Here is a 19,285-nt window from a genome sequence, read left to right as displayed (position 1 = left end):
TTTATCATATTGTAATAACCCACTACTATCCGTACCTAGCTATATTGATAGGCCTTACTTTACGTAGATATCAATTGAATTAAATAAGTAGAGTGATTTAAAAACACGATATTATTTTTGTAATAAATTTTTAAAAGGGTTTGTTTTTACTAAAACTGACTCAACATAGTAAATACTGGTAAAACACCTATTCAATGGAGAAACTAATGACTCACCCTATTATTAATGACTTAGAAAAGCGTTACACAGCAAAACGTTACGATGCAACGAAACGTGTATCTCAAGACGATTTAGCCGTTATTTACGAAGCTATGCGCCTATCTCCATCATCTATTAACTCGCAGCCTTGGAAATTCATCGTAATTGAATCAGATGAGGCTAAAGAGCGTATGCATAGTACATTTGCTAATAAATTTGCGTTTAACCAGCCACATATTAAAACAGCTTCGCATATAATATTGTTCGCTCACAATCCTAAATATACCCGCGATGACTACGCACAAGTTATTGATGCAGATATTAAAAATGGCCGTACTAAAGCAGAAAATCGCGAACAAGCTTTTGGTGCTTATGCGTTTGTTGATATGAATACTGATGAGCAAGGCGTTAATGAAGAGTGGACTAAAGCACAAACTTACATTGCACTGGGTAACACTATGCATGCCGCTGCACGTTTAGGCATTGATTCAACCCCAATGGAAGGCGTAGATGCCGAGCTGATTGGCGAAGTCTTTGAAAAAGAACTTGATGGTTACGTATGCGACGTCGCATTAGTACTTGGCTATCATGATAGCGCTGAAGATTATAATGCTAAATTACCTAAATCTCGCTTAGCAAAAGAGCAAGTTATTCAGGTTTTATAAGTAATACTATATTAATAACAGTTTTCAATTAAACCACTTATTATAATAAGTGGTTTTTTATAATCCGTAAGGTATATGGAGTAAGCGAGAAAACTGTACTACTCTTTCATAGATTAATATTGGACAAATTGTTGATAAAACTTTTCATCTAAACCAATATCAGGACACACTAAACCTTTATCTTTCAGTTTAGATAGAGAAAATTTATTACTAACGACTATAACAGCCTGATATTCCAGTGAACATCTATCACTCTCTTTTACTGACCATCTTTTTAATTTCTCTAATTTAGCCGGGGCTCCAGAAATAATATAAATTTTACTTTCATTAAATTGAAAAAAATTTTTCTTGCCATTTTCAGTTTTGACTAATGAGCATGGAGGTGACAACTGTAGTTTTTCACTATTATTGTCCATTGAAACTTCGCAAATTTCAGCATCTAAAAGTATGCCAGCGTTTATATTTGAACAAGAAAATAAAAGTAACATAGAGCTAAATGTTAATTTATTTCTCATACTAAAATTTCCCAAAACCAGATCTCATCACCTAAATTCAGCCAATCTGTGTTACCACCCTTTAGGTACTCCCCATCCCACAAGTCAATGTGATCAGTATTACCCCAGCCATTCATTATAAATATAATTCCTTTTTTATCTTTCAACTTGGATAAAGCGCCCCCTTTAATTACTTTTTTAGTACCAAATGCAGTGCTACGAGGAGAGTCAATCCAATTTGCAAGCTCCTGAGCTGCCAAGATATGTCTAGGACTATGCTTTAAACCAGGGTAGCACCGGCGTTGAGGATACATACTATCAAAAGACGAAGTATCTATTCCTGACTTTTCTAGCGCAACCCCCATGCGAATAGCGCATTGATTTCCAAACAGAGATTTATCACAAGGTGCGTCAGGATATGGATGATTAGACCAAAGTTTATTAAATTTAACGATCATATTATTAATTCCTTTTATATAAGTTAACGTCAATATAGCATGGCATTAACTCGCTTACAAAAGCAAAATAAGCCGTACTATCTTTCACTTATACTATAACGTTAGCACTGACAGTTAACATGTAATGTCACACACTTTAATTAGCCTCTCAAATAAAGTCTGGAAGTTTTCTTAAAAAATAACAATTATTCGAGGTGGACTAAAGCACAAACTTACATAGCGCTTGGTAATACAATGCATACAGCAGAACGCTTAGGGATTGATTCAACTCCAATGGAAGGCGTAGATGCCGAGCTGATTGGCGAAGTTTTTGAAAAAGAGATAGATGGTTACATTTGTGATGTAGCTTTAGTGCTTGGCTACCATGATGACGCAGAAGATTATAATGCCAAATTACCTAAATCACGTTTAGCTAAAGAGCAAGTTATTCAAGTTTTATAATTTTTCAAACCAAGCAGCTGGTTTATATCAGCTGCTATTTTTTCGCTTATACATTTATAAATACAACTCATATTCAGTAAAGGATCCAAGCATATTACTCTGTACTAATGTGCTGCAGTAACTGTTAAGGCCACCTTAATATGGTAAGCAAAAGTATTGAACAAAAAGTACAGCTATAAAAAAATTGCATTACAGTGAAGGAAAACACATCGTCGGTTACAGTCACTATACCGTATTTAGATAGTGTCCAGCCATAACGAAAAGAATGCAATAAAGGTAACCCCACCATAAGTAAAAGTACCACGCTGTAAAATTGATTAATCGTGCTTAAAATCGACAGTTCAGCGAACAACAATAAGGGTAAACTGATACACAAACCAAATAAAAACACACCCGCTATTCTTTTATTAGAGCAGCTGGTCATTCGTAATATTTTTTTAGCCTCAGCCTCTTTTTCTATCGCATCATTATAGTGTTTTAATTCGTTTTCTCTTTTTAAAAATTCAGCCATTAATGCATTGAAATTCTCAGTGTATTTATCTTTATCTATATTAGCTTTTACATCGAACAATTCTTCAAGTGTATAGTTAGAATAATCTATTTTAATGGGGTAATTCCTTATAGAGTACTGTATGTAGCGGCTACAGAAAGTGCAATTCCTTCGCTAAGCTTCTTAAATAACGTAAATAAAAACAAGTGATTATTATATTTTAAGAGCAAGTTAGGCCCATAAAAACACGCAACAGGTGCGTGCTTTTAATATATCTAAGGCTGATAAAATAGTAATTTAACCTACTTTAAGCTGCGCAGCTTGAATGTATTGCACGAGATCTTCAATAGAAACCACGGTCATATTATGCTTATTAGCATAATCACTCACTTCAGGTAAGCGCGCCATTGAACCATCGGGATTAGTAAGTTCGCAAATTACGCCAAATGGTTTTAAGCCGGCAAGTTGCATTAAATCAACTGATGCTTCGGTATGACCGCGACGCACTAATACGCCACCCGTTTGTGCTTTTAAACCAAATACATGCCCTGGGCGCGATAAATCACTTGGTTTTGCATTATCCGCTGTCGCTGCTTTTATAGTAGTTACTCTATCAGCAGCAGACACGCCTGTTGTAACGCCATGCTTAGCTTCAATAGTGACTGTATAAGCGGTGTTATTTTGACTCGTATTGTTAGCTACCATTTGCGGTAAATCGAGCTGTTTAATGCGTTCCTCCCCCATGCATAAGCAAACAATGCCGCTGCCTTCGCGGATCATTTCGGCCATTTGAGAAGTCGTTAAATGCTCAGCTGAAAAAACAAAGTCGCCTTCATTTTCACGGTTTTCATCATCAACAACAAGTACGCCTTGGCCTTGCTGTATTGCAGTGATTGCGCTTTGTACGCGGGTATGGCTTTCGCCGAATTGAGTAAGTAGAGACTGAATCATCATTATATTCCAAATAAAAATAATAGATTCAGGACTGTGAAAGGATCAGTAATACATCACTTAAATTTAAAGCGATCACTACAAAAATAGCTTAAATAGAATAACAAAAAGCACGCAGCAAAATGCAGCGCACACTGTTATACCAATAACATTAAATTAGTGACTAATTATAGCGCAAAGAAAAATAGCTCACTTAACGCGATACAAGGATCATGTCTTTAATAAAATTGGTTTTAGTATAATAAGCCATATTCTCTTTCATCCGGACTGTAACCGTCGGCTCTGGCATCTCACCAGATCTGCTTGACCTTTACTTAACCTAAAATAAGTTAAATAAAGCGCTCGCGGGCTCGTTTAAGTCATAAAAAACATTAAACATACCGCCGGTGGGGAATTTCACCCCGCCCTGAGAATTTACAGTAAGCATTAGCACTTACTGTAGGCATATTATACGCTTGTATTTATTTGTTTTTCAAAACTAAATACAATAAAAACTACGAAAGTTGAATATTTAACGATGCGCGATCTACTATACCTTCGTTTATATCAGCAACTAGCGTACAGGTAGCACCATTGACCAAATTTAAGTTAGGTTGAACGTGCCCTATATCGGCATCAAAAATTACAGGAAATAAACACCCACCTAGCGCTACATCTAATGCATGGCGATAATCAAAGGCATCGTAATGACCTTGTGTTATTTCACTTCTCCCTAAAACCAATCCATTGATATCATCAAATATACCGGCTAATTTTAATGACAGTAAAAATCGTGCAACGGTTGTTGGTGTAAGTTCTGAGTTTTCGAGGTATAAAATAAGCCCTTCGGGCGCACTGTCCTTTTTAAACTCATGCAGCGCTAAAAATGGCGAGTCGAGCAATAAACCTACGGTATCTAAACACCCACCAAATAACCGACCAGACATTTCTATGGTACGTTTATCTGCATAGTTTAAACATTGCCAGTTTGTAGGCTCACTCGGGCTGAGTAATTCGTTCGGGTTTTGCGCGTAATTAGGCTTATTTTTTTGGTATAAAGAAGAAGGACCTTGCTCAAACTTACTACCGGCTTCGTAGGTCAGAGTTTCAAATATTTGTAAGCTGTACGGATTTTTTTCATCTGGGTGTAACTGCATAAGATTGGCGCTGTGGAGGGTTGCCCATTGGCACTTAGCAGTGAGTGCACATGCAATAGTACTCACATCAGAAAAACCAACTAACCACTTAGGCTTTGCTTCTTTAATGGCGTTAAAATCAAGTAGTGGCAGTATTTCCATTGCCAGCTCACCACCCATTGGCGGCATAATCGCATCTATTTCATCATCTAATAAAAAACCCATTAGCTGCTTAGCATGCGCTTTAGCATTAAGCTGTTCACGTGGTTTGTTTTGACGTAAAAACTCGCCTTCAACAACATCATACCCTCGTTGTTGTAGTCCATTTATAACTATATCTAATCGTCCGTGATACTTTTCTTTTAGCCCAGATGAAAGCGAGCAAATAGCAATTTTAGAGCCTACTTTTAAAGGCGCTGGGTAAAGTATATTAGCCATTGAGTGTTCCTTTTAATGAAGTGATTATGTACCTATATCATCATGCTCACTCTTTATGCAATATGAACACCCTTATCAGTATAGTGATTTATTTAGGGCATAAAAAAACCGATGTAGATACATCGGTTTTTATTTAAAACGTTAAAGTGAGTTATGCGTTAAAGATACTCAACTTCAATGATTTCGTACTCAACGATACCTTTTGGCGTTTGGATAGACACTGCATCGTCTACTTGTTTACCAATTAAGCCACGTGCAATCGGTGAATTAACAGAAATTAAGTTGTTTTTAATATCTGCTTCATCATCGCCTACAATACGATACTTTACTTCAGCATCCGTATCTACATTTACTATAGTTACTGTGGTACCAAAAATAACTTTGCCCGTATTTGGCATTTTAGTTACGTCGATTATCTGAACATTTGAAAGTTTAGCTTCAATTTCTTGAATACGACCTTCACAAAAACCCTGTTGCTCACGTGCAGCGTGGTACTCAGCGTTTTCTTTTAAGTCACCGTGTTCACGCGCAACAGCAATGTCGGCGATAATTTTTGGACGGGTAACTGTTTTTAATTCGTTAAGCTCTTTGCGCAGTAAGTCTGCGCCACGAACTGTCATCGGAATTGATTGCATACTTTTCTCACTTAACACCAAGGCCCTAGTTGGCCTTGGCACATTTCCTTAGTTCAATCGCAGGTGTAGCTCTTGAACTGACGTTACTTTACTACGGTCATCTGCTTTGTTAGCAGTACAGTTAGCAAAAGCCGCGTTCAAGGTTGTCGTATAGTTGGTTTTATTTTGCAATGCACCACGACGTAACACCTTCGAATCTTCGATCGCTTGGCGACCTTCGGTGGTATTAACGATATAGCTGTACTCTTTATTCTTGATATAATCAAGAATATGCGGGCGGCCTTCATATACTTTGTTTACACGTCGTACTTCAATGCCAGCTTCTTCAAGAGCTTGTGCCGTGCCACCCGTTGCGTCAAGTTCAAAACCTAAGTCGGTCATAATCTTGGCTAATTCAACAATGCGTGGCTTATCGCTATTACGAACAGATAATAACGCGCGACCACCGCGTGGTAAAGTGTTGCTTGCACCTAATTGTGCTTTTGCGAATGCTTCGGCGAAAGTATCACCAACACCCATCACTTCACCCGTTGAGCGCATCTCAGGGCCACGAATTGGATCCACACCCTGAAACTTAGCAAATGGTAAAACAACTTCTTTAACGCTGTAATAAGGAGGTATCACTTCTTTAGTGATACCTTGGCTTGCCAAAGACTGACCCGCCATACAACGAGCCGCCACTTTTGCAAGCGCTACACCGGTTGCTTTTGATACAAACGGTACAGTACGTGCGGCACGCGGGTTAACTTCAATTAAGTACACTTTGCCATCTTTTACAGCAAACTGTGTATTCATTAAGCCAACAACACCAAGCTCAAGCGCCATATCGGTTACTTGCTTGCGCATTACATCTTGCACTTCTTGCGATAAAGAATGTGCTGGTAATGAACATGCTGAGTCACCAGAGTGAACACCGGCTTGCTCAATGTGCTCCATGATACCGCCAATAATTACTTGCTCGCCGTCGCAAATCGCGTCAACGTCAACTTCAATTGCGTTATCTAAGAAACGGTCCAGTAATACAGGTGCTTCGTTTGATGCAGATACAGCTTCGGTCATGTAGCGACGTAAATCGTCTTCATCATATACAATTTCCATTGCACGACCACCTAGTACATACGACGGACGTACAACGAGTGGGAAACCAATTTCAACTGATTTAAGTAGTGCTTCTTCAGTTGAAGTTACTGTTGCATTTTCTGGCTGAAGTAAGTTCAGACGCTCAACAAGTTGTTGGAAACGTTCGCGATCTTCTGCACGGTCAATCGCATCAGGTGAAGTACCAATTACTGGAACGCCATTCGCTTCAAGCTCACGTGCTAATTTAAGTGGTGTTTGACCACCGTACTGCACGATAACGCCTTTTGGCTTTTCAACACGTACGATTTCGAGTACGTCTTCAAGTGTAATTGGCTCAAAGTATAGTCTATCAGATGTATCGTAATCGGTAGAAACCGTTTCAGGGTTACAGTTAACCATAATGGTTTCATAACCGTCTTCGCGAAGCGCAAGCGAGGCATGTACACAACAGTAATCAAATTCAATACCTTGGCCGATACGGTTAGGACCGCCACCAATAACCATGATTTTGTCTTTATCTGTTGGGTTTGCTTCACACTCTTCATCGTAAGATGAGTACATGTAAGCTGTGTCTGAGCTAAATTCTGCGGCGCACGTATCAACACGCTTGTATACTGGCACGATGTTTAATAAGTGACGTTTTTTACGAATTTCAGCTTCAGATACACCAGCAATTTCAGCTATACGTGGATCTGCGAAACCTTTGCGTTTAAGTTTACGTAGGAAGTCGGCATTTAAACCAGCCATACCTACTTCACCAATTTTTGCTTCGTCTTTTAAAATATCTTCTATTTGTACTAAGAACCAGCGATTAACTTTAGTCAGCTCATAAACATCATCAACGCTCATACCATGGCGCATTGCATCGGCAATGTACCAGATACGCTCAGCACCTGGCTCGCGTAATTCGCGGATGATTTTTTCTTTCGCTTTAGGGTCATCAAGTGCAACTATTGGGTTAAAACCTGTTGCGCCCACTTCAAGACCACGTAATGCTTTGTGTAATGATTCTTGTTGGTTACGACCAATCGCCATTACCTCGCCAACCGATTTCATTTGCGTAGTTAAGCGATCGTTAGCACCGGCAAATTTTTCAAAGTTAAAGCGAGGAATTTTTGTTACAACGTAATCGATTGAAGGCTCAAAAGACGCTGGAGTTTTACCGCCAGTAATATCGTTTTGAAGCTCGTCAAGCGTGTAACCTACTGCTAGCTTTGCAGCAATTTTAGCAATTGGGAAACCCGTTGCTTTTGATGCAAGTGCAGATGAACGTGATACGCGTGGGTTCATCTCAATGATAACCATACGGCCATCTTCAGGATTAATACCAAACTGCACGTTAGAACCGCCAGTTTCTACACCAATTTCACGTAATACCGCCATAGAGGCGTTACGCATAATTTGGTATTCTTTGTCGGTTAGCGTTTGCGCTGGTGCAACGGTGATTGAATCGCCAGTGTGAACACCCATAGGGTCAAAGTTTTCAATGGTACAAACAATAATACAGTTATCGTTTTTATCACGTACAACTTCTGTTTCGTACTCTTTCCAACCAATCAGTGATTCATCAATCAATAATTCGTTTGTTGGCGATAAGTCTAAACCGCGCTCACAAATTTCTTCAAACTCTTCCATGTTGTAAGCAACACCGCCACCGGTGCCACCCATGGTGAAAGAAGGACGAATGATACATGGTAAGCCAATTCGGCTCATTGTATCTTTAGCTTCTTCCATTGAGTGAGCAATTTCAGCACGAGGACATTCAAGGCCAATGTTTTTCATTGCTACGTCAAAGCGTTCACGGTTTTCTGCTTTGTCGATTGCATCCGCCGTTGCGCCAATTAGCTCAACGCCGTGCTTAGCCAATACACCGTGCTTGTCTAAATCAAGTGCACAGTTTAATGCTGTTTGACCACCCATTGTAGGCAGTACTGCATCTGGCTTTTCTTTTTCAATAATTTTTTCTACCACTTCCCAGTGAATTGGTTCGATGTAGGTAGCATCGGCCATTTCAGGATCGGTCATGATAGTTGCAGGGTTTGAGTTAACTAATATAACTCTATAGCCTTCTTCTCTAAGTGCTTTACACGCTTGAGCACCAGAGTAGTCAAATTCACAAGCTTGACCAATTACAATTGGGCCTGCGCCTAAGATAAGAATGCTTTTTATGTCGGTACGTTTTGGCATTATTACTCCAGTTAAATTAGTGTTTACGCGCTTGCATCAAATCGATGAAGTGGTCAAATAATGGTGCTGCATCATGTGGACCTGGACTTGCTTCAGGGTGACCCTGGAAGCTAAACGCAGGCTTATCAGTACGATGAATACCTTGAAGCGTTCCATCAAATAACGATTTATGCGTGGCACGAAGCGTACTTGGTAGGCTTGATTCTTGAGCTGCAAAACCATGGTTTTGAGCTGTGATCATAACTACATTACGGTCTAGGTCTTTAACTGGGTGGTTACCACCGTGGTGGCCAAATTTCATTTTTTCTGTTTTAGCACCTGAGGCAAGGGCTAATAACTGATGACCTAAACAGATACCAAAAATAGGTGTGTCGGTTTCTAAAAAGGCTTGAATGGCTTCAATAGCGTAAGTACAAGGCTCAGGATCACCAGGGCCATTAGATAGGAAAATACCATCAGGGTTTAAAGCAAGTACGTCAGCGGCTGAAGTTTGCGCTGGTACTACTGTAAGTTTACAACCACGGTCTACAAGCATACGTAAAATATTACGTTTTACACCGAAGTCGTAGGCAACAACATGAAACTTTTCATCAGCAGCGTCAAGGGTTTTAAATCCTTCACCTAATGTCCAGCTTGATTCGCGCCACTCAAAATTTTCCTTGGTTGAGACAACTTTTGCTAAATCCATACCTTTTAAGCCTGGGAAGGCTTGCGCGGCTTGTAACGCTTTATTTTCGTCTAGCTCGTCACCGGCAACAATACACCCGTTTTGTGCGCCTTTATCACGCAAAATTCGAGTTAGCTTTCTGGTGTCGATGTCCGCAATACCTAAAATATTACGTTCTTTTAAGTAATCATCTAACGATTGCTCGTTACGAAAGTTACTTGCTAGCAGTGGCAAATCACGGATCACTAGGCCTTTAGCCCAAATTTGATTCGCTTCTTCGTCTTCGCTGTTGGTACCCGTATTACCGATATGTGGGTACGTCAAAGTTACGATTTGTTCCGCGTATGATGGATCAGTCAAAATTTCTTGATAACCAGTCATAGACGTATTGAATACCACTTCACCGACTGACATGCCGTCAGCGCCGATTGCAGTACCGCGAAACACTGTGCCGTCTTCTAGGACTAACAGAGCGGATTTAGTCAAGTTAAACCTCCTAACAGTAAAAAACGGGAGTAAGCAATTGCCTAACACCCCGCCAATACCCAGAGGGATCGTCAAAACCAGATTTTTGTGAGCTTAAATTGTTTTACGCAGTCTTAAATGATGCAGATGTAAAGCATTCAACCTTCAATCATTTTTCTTGCCTAAAACTATTTTCATTCCCACTGAAACCCTGGATTTACTAGCCACTTGGGTATAATTGGAAACACGCATTTAGTAATTTTTGGCAAATTGGCTGCATATTACATGAAGTTGCTATTTAGGTCTAACATTATTTGGTTAATTGTTACAAATAAGTCACTGTAGGTAAAATTAGACCCAAACAGTTAAAATAGTAACTAAACTACTTAAGATCTAGCACATCTTGCATATCATAAAGTCCAGCAGGTTTGTTTTTTAACCAGCTTGCAGCCCTTATAGCACCTAGAGCGAACGTCATTCTCGAACTTGCTTTATGTGTTAATTCAAGCCTTTCGCCCATTGTAGCGAAGTATGCGGTATGTTCACCTACTATATCGCCCCCTCTTAGGACAGAATAACCAATCTCATTTTGAGATTTCGCTGTTTCTACTTGGCTTCGGTCATATACCGCAACCTCGTCGTGATCCCAGCCTTTCGCTTGCGCGATTGACTCACCTATTGCCAGTGCAGTACCTGATGGTGCATCTATTTTATGACGGTGATGCGCTTCAAATATTTCGATATCTAAATCGTCACCAAATTTAGTCGCTGCAGTTTGCACAAGGTTAAGTAATACATTGACACCTACGCTGTAATTTCGCGCAAATACAATAGGGATATGTTTAGCGGCATCGTGTAATAGCGCCATATCATCATTTGTTAAACCTGTTGTGCCAATCACCATAGGAATTTTTTGTGCAACAGCTGTTTTTAAATGGTTTTTCATACCCGCTGGCAGCGTAAAGTCGATTAAAACATCTACATCATCTATTGTACTTTCGTCGCTAAAGCTAACACTGTTATCGGCTGCGCTATTTACTTGATTTACATTAATGCCCAATAGCGATGAACCACTACGAACATATGCGCCTGTAAGTTGTGTTTGCTCTTTAATTGTCGCGGCTTCTAATAGGGCTAAGCCCATTCTGCCGTTAGCACCAAAAACACCTATTCGATTTGTAGTCATGGTTTTTACCTAATTTTATTTGAATCCGTTTATTAGCTATATATCCGGACATTGCAAAATACGCAGGTGGGTATTTTTATGCAGTTGGATAAATATTAATCGCTGAAAATCGCGTTGCTTTATAGATATTATCTAAAAGTCATGCAATAGTCAGGTGACCTTTTAATTTAATAATAATAACAATACCAGTTTACTTTAGCCATCTATACATTTAAACTTCTCTTTCGCGTCGATTTGGTCTTTGGCTTGCGGACGCTGCGGCTAACAACTTTTTAAAATAAAAAGTTGTACTGCTAAATTCAGCTAAAAGAGGAGTTTTGGCTGTGATAAATTTTACTGGTTATGAGGATTATGATGCAGCCATCATTTAATAAAAACAAAGCAATACTTTCTTTACTTCCCCTACTTACCTTTGTAGCGCTATTTTTAGGCTCAGGTTTGTATTTGCAATCGCAAGGGGTTGATTATGCTTTTTACCAACTACCTGCACCTGTTGCTATATTGCCCGCCATCATGCTTGCGTTTATTTTAAATAAAGGCACGGTAAACCAATGTGTAGAGACCTTTATTAAAGGTGCCGGACACAACAATATTATTACCATGTGTTTAATCTACTTACTTGCAGGTGCTTTTTCGGCTGTGGCAAGTGCAACCGGTGGTGTAGATGCGGTAGTAAATGCAGGCTTATCGCTTATTCCACCTTCGTTATTGCTCCCTGGTTTGTTTTTAATTGCGGCCGTTGTTTCTACTGCAATGGGAACGTCAATGGGTACGATTGGCGCCATTGGCCCTATCGCTTATGCGGTATCAATTAAAACGGGTATAGATCCAGCATTAATGGCCGGTACGATTGTATCTGGCGCTATGTTTGGCGATAACTTATCTATTATTTCAGACACCACTATTGCAGCTACGCGCACGCAGGGCTGTGAAATGAAAGACAAGTTTAAAGAAAATCTTAAAATTGCAGTCCCTGCAGCCATTCTAACTATCGCCCTGTTGTTTTATTTAACACCTGCTGCACAAGTAGTTGAAACTAAAGATTATGATATTTGGTTGGTACTTCCTTATGCCTTTATTTTAGTGTTAGCAGTTGCTGGCTTGAACGTATTTGTAGTGTTGTTTAGCGGTATTATTTTTGCCGCATTAATGGGCTTTACCGGTAGTTACGAAGGCGCAAGCTTTGTAAAAGACATTTACAAAGGCTTTACTGATATGCAGGAAATATTTTTACTTTCTATGTTTATTGGCGGCTTATCTGAATTTATTCGTATTAACGGTGGTCTTGATTACATTGCTCAAAAAATTCAAGCGATTACTAAAATCATTGCAAAATGGCACCGTAAAGTGGCAGATCAATTAGGTATCGCTGCGTTAGTTTTAACAAGTAATGTATGTATTGCTAATAACACAGTGTCTATTATTGTCGCGGGCCCTATTGCTAAAAAGCTAGCAGATGACGGTGAAATAAGCTCTAAACGCTCTGCCAGTTTACTTGATATATTTGCCTGTGTTACACAGGGTTCATTGCCATACGGTGCCCAAGCATTGTTATTAGGTGCTACGTTTAAAATTAGCCCGTGGGAAGTATCAACGTCTTCTTATTACTGCTTTATTTTAGCATTTACAGCCATTGCAGTTATTTGCTTACGCCGTAATAAAGCATAGTTTAAACACCGACACTATGTTGCAGCTTAATAAGTAAGCTGCAACATATGTTAAAATAATACTCTACATATCAATCACTTTTGCTATAATGCGCGCCTTCGCGTGTCACTAAAATTATAGTTAAATACAGATATGAAATTTAAAAAATTACTTCCTCTCGTTACTTTTACATCAATTGCTTTATCGTCTTCTGCTTTTGCGGCTAATTGGAGCAGCACAGCACTACATATTAATAATGGCAACCAAAAAGACCCATTTACTGAGCAAGAGTCAAACACTACTGTTTACTCGGTTCAACATGCATCGGGTTACGATTACGGCGATAACTTCTTTTTTATCGATTACAGTAAAGACGATACCGATGATAGTTACCAAGATGCTGATTTTTATGGTGAGTGGTATTCAACGGTAAGCTTATCGGCCATTAGCGGCGAAAAAATTGGCGCAGGCGCATTATTAGATGTGGGCCTTACCGGTGGTATTAACGTTGCTGGCGACGCTAAAGTAATGAAATACTTGCCTGGTGTTAAATTAAGCTGGGATGTACCTGGGTTTAACTTTTTTCAAACGCTGTTCACAGCCTACATTGACGATAGTGAAGGTGTAGCAAAAGGCGGGGCTCCTATTGAAACAAATAGCTGGATGCTTGATGTTGCCTTTGAATACCCTTTTAATATTGGCTCACAAAAATTTAGCTTTAAAGGCCACGCTGAATACATTGCAGAGCGTGAAGATGAATTTGGTAACGATGTAGAGGCGTGGATACTCGCACAGCCTATTTTAGTATGGGATATGGGCCACGCTCTTCAAATGAAAGAAAACACACTACTGTTGGGTATGGAATTACAATACTGGCACAATAAACTAGGTACTGAAGTCACTGAGTCAGTGCCACAAATCCATATTGAGTGGACGTTTTAAGCTTTAACGATACTCGTTTTACCCTACATTGATAAGCGAAGCTCTATTTTAGCTTCGCTTTTTTCATCTCCAAATTAAACAACGTTGAGCATGACAAAGCCTCAATTGAATAGTACTTAATGTTTGGTTACTATAATGAATTATTCTGAGTTTTATATATTAGAGCTCATATTATTTGTCCTTAATTGGAGTAACCAAATGTCGTCGATTAAAGTTATTTGCTTTTCTACTTTATTGTTATTAACAAACAATGCATTAGCGAGCACAACGCAAGATACCTCTTCACTTTCTTATGATGCGCTTTTAAGCAGTTACCAGTACGACTTTAAAGTAAATTACTTTAACATTGAGTCACAAAAACAGTCTCTTAAAATGGCCTATATTTACTTAAAGCCTACCAAATCCGACATGCCTACAGTGACGCTTATGCACGGCAAAAATTTTAATGCAGATTACTGGACTACCACTGCGCAATACCTGCAATCTTTAGGCTACGGCGTATTAATTCCTGATCAAATTGGTTTTGGAAAATCATCTAAACCAACTAATTACCAGTATTCATTTGCGGCTCTTGCTCATCATACTCATGCGTTAATGGACTCACTTAATATAAAAGAGTCAATTGTATTAGGGCACTCTATGGGTGGGATGCTAGCGAGTCGTTTTGCACTAATGTACCCAAACACAACTAGTAAATTAATTTTACTTAACCCTATTGGGCTTGAAAACTACCTGCAGTATGTTGATTACAAAGATACAAATTTTTTCTATAAAAACGAATTTTCAAAAACGCCAGAAGGCGTAAGAAAATACCAACAGAAAAATTACTACGATGGTAAGTGGAATGCCACATATTCAGCCTTAACCGACTTTATAACAGGGCAAATACAAGGCCCAGATAAAGAACAAATGGCATGGGTAAATGCAAAAACATACGATATGATTTTCACTCAACCTGTAATAACCGAATTTAAAGATTTAGCAGTACCGGTTAAATTAATTATTGGTACACGCGATAGAACCGGCCCTGGCCGTAACTGGAAAAAAGACGGTGTTGATTACGAGCTTGGTCGATATGATAAATTAGGCAAACACGCTGCCACACTTATCCCTGACGCACAATTATTTGAACTGGATAATTTAGGGCACTTGCCGCACATTGAAGATTTCGAACGCTTTAAAAATGTATTTAAACAAGCACTTGCTGCTGAATAACCACGCTTAAAAACTAAAATAAAACCCCTGTAGGTAAAATACTTACAGGGGTTTTATTTTAATTACGCATTAATACTAAACGTACACTACTTCAAATAGTAAAGCGCTTAACTACAGTGTGCATTGTGGGTTTTTACCCTGTGCTTTAGCAGTGCTTTGCTCGCTAAGTGCTTTACTCATTTGCGCTTGTAGATTTTTAATACGGTTACTTGGCGCTGGGTGAGTAGATAAAAACTCAGGGGTTGTACCGCTGCCCGCTGCACTCATATTTTCCCAAAGTGTAACCGACTCTTGTGGATTAAACCCCGCCTGTGCCATTAAATCCAGACCTATAGTATCGGCTTCTGATTCGTGAGAGCGGCTAAATGGTAAAACAACTCCATATTGTGCGCCCAAACCTAAGCCTTGCATAATTTCGTTACGGTATTGAATATTACCCATTTCAAGTGCAGCACTACCAAGCTGCATACCGGTATCTAAAATAGAGCTTTGTGAAACACGCTCATTAGAATGCTCAGCAATTACGTGCCCTACTTCGTGCCCTAGTACTGTTGCTAGTTGGTCTTGATTGGTGGCTATTTTTAGTAAGCCCGTATGAACCCCAATGTAACCACCAGGTAGTGCAAAAGCGTTAGCAGATTCATCTTCAAATACTACTACTTCCCAATTTTGCGACGCGTATTCTTTTGGTAATACAGCCACTACTTTTTCAGCAATACAATTTACATAAGAATTTGTTTTAGCATCTTTATTAATTGGTTGGCTTTTTTTCATATCTGCAAAGCTAGCAGTACCCATTTCACTCATTTGTTGATCTGAGTAAAGCGCTATTTGAGTACGTCCTGTTGGTGACGTTTTACAACCGGCTAAAACGGCTGTCGCTAATACTGCAAGTACTAGTTTTTTCATGATAATTCTCTTAAGTAATGAATTTTTTATTGCTTGTAGAATAGCAAACACAGTACCAATTTAAAATATTTGCTTTATGTACCGTTATATTAAAAAAAAGCAATATGACGATAAACTTAGCGGGCAAACTAAGTTTATCCAAATACAATGCCCTGTTACACTATAACCCTTGTTTTTAGTGATTGTTGAGTTTACACATGGACGCCTCAGCCTCGTCTTTTAATACCCGTATTTTATTGCCTTTATTAGCCAGTATCGTGGCGATTACGCCATTGGCGATAGATATGTACTTACCTGCCATGCTGGTAATTGCAAACGATTTACACACTAATATGCCCAATGTACAAATATCGTTGAGTATTTACTTAGCAGGCTATTCATTAGGGATGCTATTTTTTGGCCCGATTGCCGATCAAATTGGCCGCCGTAAGCTTGCACGTATCGGCTTAACCTTATTTGGTGCAAGCTCACTTACACTGGCATTTACCACCGAAATCCATGCTTTTTGGACTCTTAGAGCAGTGCAAGCATTTACGGGAGCGGCAGCAACGGTAGTAGTGCCGGGTATTATTCGCCATATTTATCAGCAAAATACAGCTAAGGGAATGTCGTATGTGTCGATGATTATGATGGTAGCGCCGTTAGTTGCCCCCTCTGTTGGTTCGTTTATTTTAGGATTTTCTGTTTGGTCAACAATATTCTTGGTTCTTGCTGGGTATAGCTTTTTAATATTGGCATTTGTGCAAGTGTATCTAATCGATATTCCTATTCACAAAAACGAAAAAAAGGGTCTCGCTCTATTTTTTGATAGCTATAAAACAGTACTCAGTAATAAAGATGCACGTGCCGACATACTCAGTTCTATGTTTGTATCGTTTGGATTTTTTTGCTTTTTGACCTCAGTACCATTTATTTATTTAGATTTATATGAAGTGTCAGAACAATTATTTGGTGTGTTATTTGCCTTTAACGTAATGGCGCTGATGTTTGGTAACTTTTTAAATACGCGAATTGTACCAAGGCTGGGCTCTCGGAAAATGCTCTATATTGGGCTTACATTTGGATTTGTATCGGGGCTGGCTTTGCTAACATTTAGCTTATTGCATTTATCACTTTATTATATTGTGGCTGCTATTGCGCCATTAATGATGAGCTTAGGCGTCACTGCAAGTAATGCTGACTCGCTAATATTAATGAAGTTTGAAAAAAACACAGGCACGGCAACGGCCGTAATTGGCACACTTCGTTTTGGCAGTGGCGCATTAGTTGGCCCACTACTGGCTATTATGCATGCAAAAAGCGCAGTGCCGTTTTCAAGTTTAATGTTTAGCGCTGTTTTGCTTACTATGCTCGTACAGTTAATTCACTATAAAATAGACAAAAAAAATGCCTCAATATGAGGCATTTTATCAAAGCTAATAACCTTAAATTAGTTAAGCGTCAGCAGCTTTAGAAACCATAACCATTGCAGGGCGCAATAAACGACCATTCAATGTGTAACCTTTTTGCATAACAGCAAGTACTGTATTAGGTGTTACATCGTTACTTGGTTGAATTGACATTGCTTGATGAAAATCTGGATTAAACTGCTCACCTTGTGGGTTTACAATTTCAACACCAAACTTTGCAACAGCATCGTTAAAGCTTTTAACTGTCATATCGATACCTTCAAGCAACGGCTTTAAAGTCTCATTTTCTTTATCAGAAAACTCAATAGCACGCTCAAGATTATCAATTACAGGTAGTAATTCGTTAGCAAATTTTTCTAGTGCAAACTTATGCGCTTTTTCTACATCTTGTGCTGCACGACGACGAATGTTGTCTACGTCTGCTGCAGCACGAACAACACCATCTTTTTGATCAGCAATAGTTTGTTTAGCAGCTTCAAGCTCTGCATATAGCATAGCTATTTCTGCTTCAGGGCTTTGCTCTTCTTCTGCATGTTGATCAGCGGCTTCTACTGCTGCTTCTACATCAGCCTGCATTTTAGAAATTTCTTCGTTTAATTCTACTTCTTGCTCAGGGTTTTGTGTCTGCTCAGACATAAAATACGTGCTCCAATTCTTTACAACTGCGGTAATTATGGGGATTGAATAAAAAGATTCAAGAGTTAGATGCCTCAATTAATTTAAATTCTCGAATTATTTCTTCGATTTGCGCTGATTTAGGGCAAATTATACAAAAGCGGCTTTGGTATTCTTGATTTTGAAAGTACGGCACGCTTATTACGATCAATTCATCACACTCAGTAAAAGGCAATTTTTCGCTATTAAGTACCGATACACCGTTTTTAAAAGCGAGTTTATCTTCTACATAATTTAAAAACGAAACACCAATATTTAAACTTTGCTCACAATCGATTTGTTTATAGAGGTAATTTTCGCCAACTACAATACTATTATCTGAGCCTAATTTTTGACTTAGCTGTCGCGTCCATTGATTAAGCGAATCATGACAATTTCGAGGCGCTGTATTTGCCATCGCCTGCATACGATACAAACCCTCCATAAGAGTTTGTTGGCTAAATACGGTGTTCAACCATGTTGCAAACTGATAACGAACAGAATCTGACGAATCATGAGGTTTATCAATACAAATGTTGTGGCTCTGCCCAGCCCTGTCTATTAATAGAATAAGCCAGTCGGTAGAATCAAAATCAAGCACCTCTACTCTAAACACTTGCTGCGAGCTGACTTGTGGTAAACCAACACAACAACATATTTGGTATTTTTGGCTCAAACCATGTGCTAGTTCAACGAGTTGTGATTGCTCTGGTTGCCAATAATTAGCAATGTCAGCGAGTGGAAAAAACTCGTCAAACCAATAATCAAACCCTTCATTTGTGGGCACTCGTCCTGCAGATGTATGAGGTGAATACAATAGCCCCACTTTTTCTAAGCGAGCCATAGCATTACGAACCGTAGCCGAGCATACTGCCATGCCTTTGAGCTTGGCAATTTTTGTTGATGGAACAGGCAAGCCTTCACCATTACAGTACATGTTCATAACAGCTGAAAAAATTTGCTGATCTCGTGAGTTTAGTTTCATGGTATCTACATCTTGTTGCATGAAAGAGATATCGGGGCGTTTAGTTGTTTTTCA

General features: G+C 39.1%; 17 protein-coding genes, 1 pseudogene and 1 riboswitch. Of the genes and pseudogenes, 6 read left to right on the top strand and 12 right to left on the bottom strand.

The window, feature by feature from the left end; genetic code table 11:
• Positions 1-206 precede the first annotated feature (206 nt).
• Positions 207-863 carry a nitroreductase family protein gene (locus H5159_RS18530; protein ID WP_004335410.1) on the top strand — a complete coding sequence of 219 codons (657 nt, stop codon included), beginning with the start codon at positions 207-209 and terminating at the stop codon, positions 861-863.
• Between the two features lie 113 nt (positions 864-976).
• Here the strand turns inward: H5159_RS18530 and H5159_RS18525 are convergent, their stop codons facing one another.
• Together H5159_RS18525 and H5159_RS18520 are read right to left on the bottom strand one after the other, a co-directional pair.
• Complete coding sequence (locus H5159_RS18525; RefSeq protein WP_096792864.1) at positions 977-1,378, bottom strand: hypothetical protein; 402 nt, start codon at positions 1,376-1,378, stop codon at positions 977-979.
• Positions 1,375-1,815, bottom strand: coding sequence for a T6SS effector amidase Tae4 family protein (locus tag H5159_RS18520; RefSeq protein ID WP_232525520.1), 441 nt, complete (start codon positions 1,813-1,815; stop codon positions 1,375-1,377). The genes H5159_RS18525 and H5159_RS18520 overlap by 4 nt, the downstream gene beginning before the upstream one ends.
• Before the next feature lie 189 nt (positions 1,816-2,004).
• Here H5159_RS18520 and H5159_RS18515 point away from each other — a divergent pair.
• Positions 2,005-2,256, top strand: a pseudogene (locus tag H5159_RS18515) (NAD(P)H-dependent oxidoreductase); the annotation flags it as partial.
• A 124-nt stretch (positions 2,257-2,380) separates the two neighbouring features.
• On the opposite strand, the gene H5159_RS18510 reads toward H5159_RS18515, so the two are convergent.
• The 7 genes from H5159_RS18510 to dapB form a co-directional block, all read right to left on the bottom strand.
• Positions 2,381-2,767: a hypothetical protein gene (locus tag H5159_RS18510; RefSeq protein WP_096792863.1), complete on the bottom strand. Its 387-nt coding sequence runs from the start codon at positions 2,765-2,767 to the stop codon at positions 2,381-2,383.
• 276 nt (positions 2,768-3,043) lie between these two features.
• Positions 3,044-3,697 carry a 3,4-dihydroxy-2-butanone-4-phosphate synthase gene (gene ribB, locus H5159_RS18505; protein WP_182780820.1) on the bottom strand — a complete coding sequence of 218 codons (654 nt, stop codon included), beginning with the start codon at positions 3,695-3,697 and terminating at the stop codon, positions 3,044-3,046.
• Between the two features lie 246 nt (positions 3,698-3,943).
• Positions 3,944-4,115: riboswitch (FMN riboswitch) on the bottom strand.
• 76 nt (positions 4,116-4,191) lie between these two features.
• Positions 4,192-5,250: a S66 peptidase family protein gene (locus H5159_RS18500; protein WP_182780815.1), complete on the bottom strand. Its 1,059-nt coding sequence runs from the start codon at positions 5,248-5,250 to the stop codon at positions 4,192-4,194.
• A gap of 158 nt (positions 5,251-5,408) precedes the next feature.
• Complete coding sequence (gene greA, locus H5159_RS18495) at positions 5,409-5,885, bottom strand: transcription elongation factor GreA (protein WP_004335404.1); 477 nt, start codon at positions 5,883-5,885, stop codon at positions 5,409-5,411.
• 48 nt (positions 5,886-5,933) lie between these two features.
• A complete protein-coding gene (carB, locus tag H5159_RS18490) occupies positions 5,934-9,152 on the bottom strand; it encodes a carbamoyl-phosphate synthase large subunit (protein WP_039487473.1) in 3,219 nt (1,072 codons plus the stop codon).
• Positions 9,153-9,168: 16 nt separating this feature from the next.
• A complete protein-coding gene (carA, locus tag H5159_RS18485) occupies positions 9,169-10,305 on the bottom strand; it encodes a glutamine-hydrolyzing carbamoyl-phosphate synthase small subunit (RefSeq protein ID WP_004335400.1) in 1,137 nt (378 codons plus the stop codon).
• 361 nt (positions 10,306-10,666) lie between these two features.
• Positions 10,667-11,470 (bottom strand): 4-hydroxy-tetrahydrodipicolinate reductase, encoded by an 804-nt coding sequence (gene dapB / locus H5159_RS18480; RefSeq protein WP_004335398.1) that lies wholly within the window; start codon positions 11,468-11,470, stop codon positions 10,667-10,669.
• Between the two features lie 354 nt (positions 11,471-11,824).
• On the opposite strand from dapB, the gene H5159_RS18475 reads away from it, so the two are divergent.
• The 3 genes from H5159_RS18475 to H5159_RS18465 all read left to right on the top strand — a co-directional run bounded on the left by H5159_RS18475 (position 11,825) and on the right by H5159_RS18465 (position 15,274).
• Positions 11,825-13,138: a Na+/H+ antiporter NhaC family protein gene (locus H5159_RS18475; protein ID WP_182711679.1), complete on the top strand. Its 1,314-nt coding sequence runs from the start codon at positions 11,825-11,827 to the stop codon at positions 13,136-13,138.
• A gap of 132 nt (positions 13,139-13,270) precedes the next feature.
• A complete protein-coding gene (locus H5159_RS18470; protein WP_182780814.1) occupies positions 13,271-14,059 on the top strand; it encodes a nucleoside-binding protein in 789 nt (262 codons plus the stop codon).
• A 198-nt stretch (positions 14,060-14,257) separates the two neighbouring features.
• Positions 14,258-15,274, top strand: a complete 1,017-nt coding sequence (locus H5159_RS18465; RefSeq protein ID WP_182673508.1) for an alpha/beta fold hydrolase — start codon at positions 14,258-14,260, stop codon at positions 15,272-15,274.
• Positions 15,275-15,385: 111 nt separating this feature from the next.
• On the opposite strand, the gene H5159_RS18460 is transcribed toward H5159_RS18465, so the two are convergent.
• Positions 15,386-16,183, bottom strand: coding sequence for a M48 family metallopeptidase (locus H5159_RS18460; protein ID WP_004335391.1), 798 nt, complete (start codon positions 16,181-16,183; stop codon positions 15,386-15,388).
• 197 nt (positions 16,184-16,380) lie between these two features.
• On the opposite strand from H5159_RS18460, the gene H5159_RS18455 reads away from it, so the two are divergent.
• Positions 16,381-17,583: a Bcr/CflA family efflux MFS transporter gene (locus H5159_RS18455; RefSeq protein WP_182780813.1), complete on the top strand. Its 1,203-nt coding sequence runs from the start codon at positions 16,381-16,383 to the stop codon at positions 17,581-17,583.
• A 33-nt stretch (positions 17,584-17,616) separates the two neighbouring features.
• Here the strand turns inward: H5159_RS18455 and grpE are convergent, their stop codons facing one another.
• Both grpE and H5159_RS18445 read right to left on the bottom strand, forming a co-directional pair.
• Entirely contained in the window at positions 17,617-18,228 is a 612-nt protein-coding gene (gene grpE / locus H5159_RS18450) for a nucleotide exchange factor GrpE (RefSeq protein WP_024597391.1), read from the bottom strand.
• Between the two features lie 58 nt (positions 18,229-18,286).
• Positions 18,287-19,252 carry an HrcA family transcriptional regulator gene (locus H5159_RS18445; RefSeq protein WP_024604215.1) on the bottom strand — a complete coding sequence of 322 codons (966 nt, stop codon included), beginning with the start codon at positions 19,250-19,252 and terminating at the stop codon, positions 18,287-18,289.
• Positions 19,253-19,285 lie beyond the last annotated feature (33 nt).

This window comes from Pseudoalteromonas sp. SG43-1 (assembly GCF_014164415.1).
Classification (GTDB): Bacteria; Pseudomonadota; Gammaproteobacteria; order Enterobacterales; family Alteromonadaceae; genus Pseudoalteromonas; species Pseudoalteromonas distincta.
Note: the sequence above shows the minus strand (reverse complement) of the source record. Positions and strands in the feature narration are given on the sequence as shown.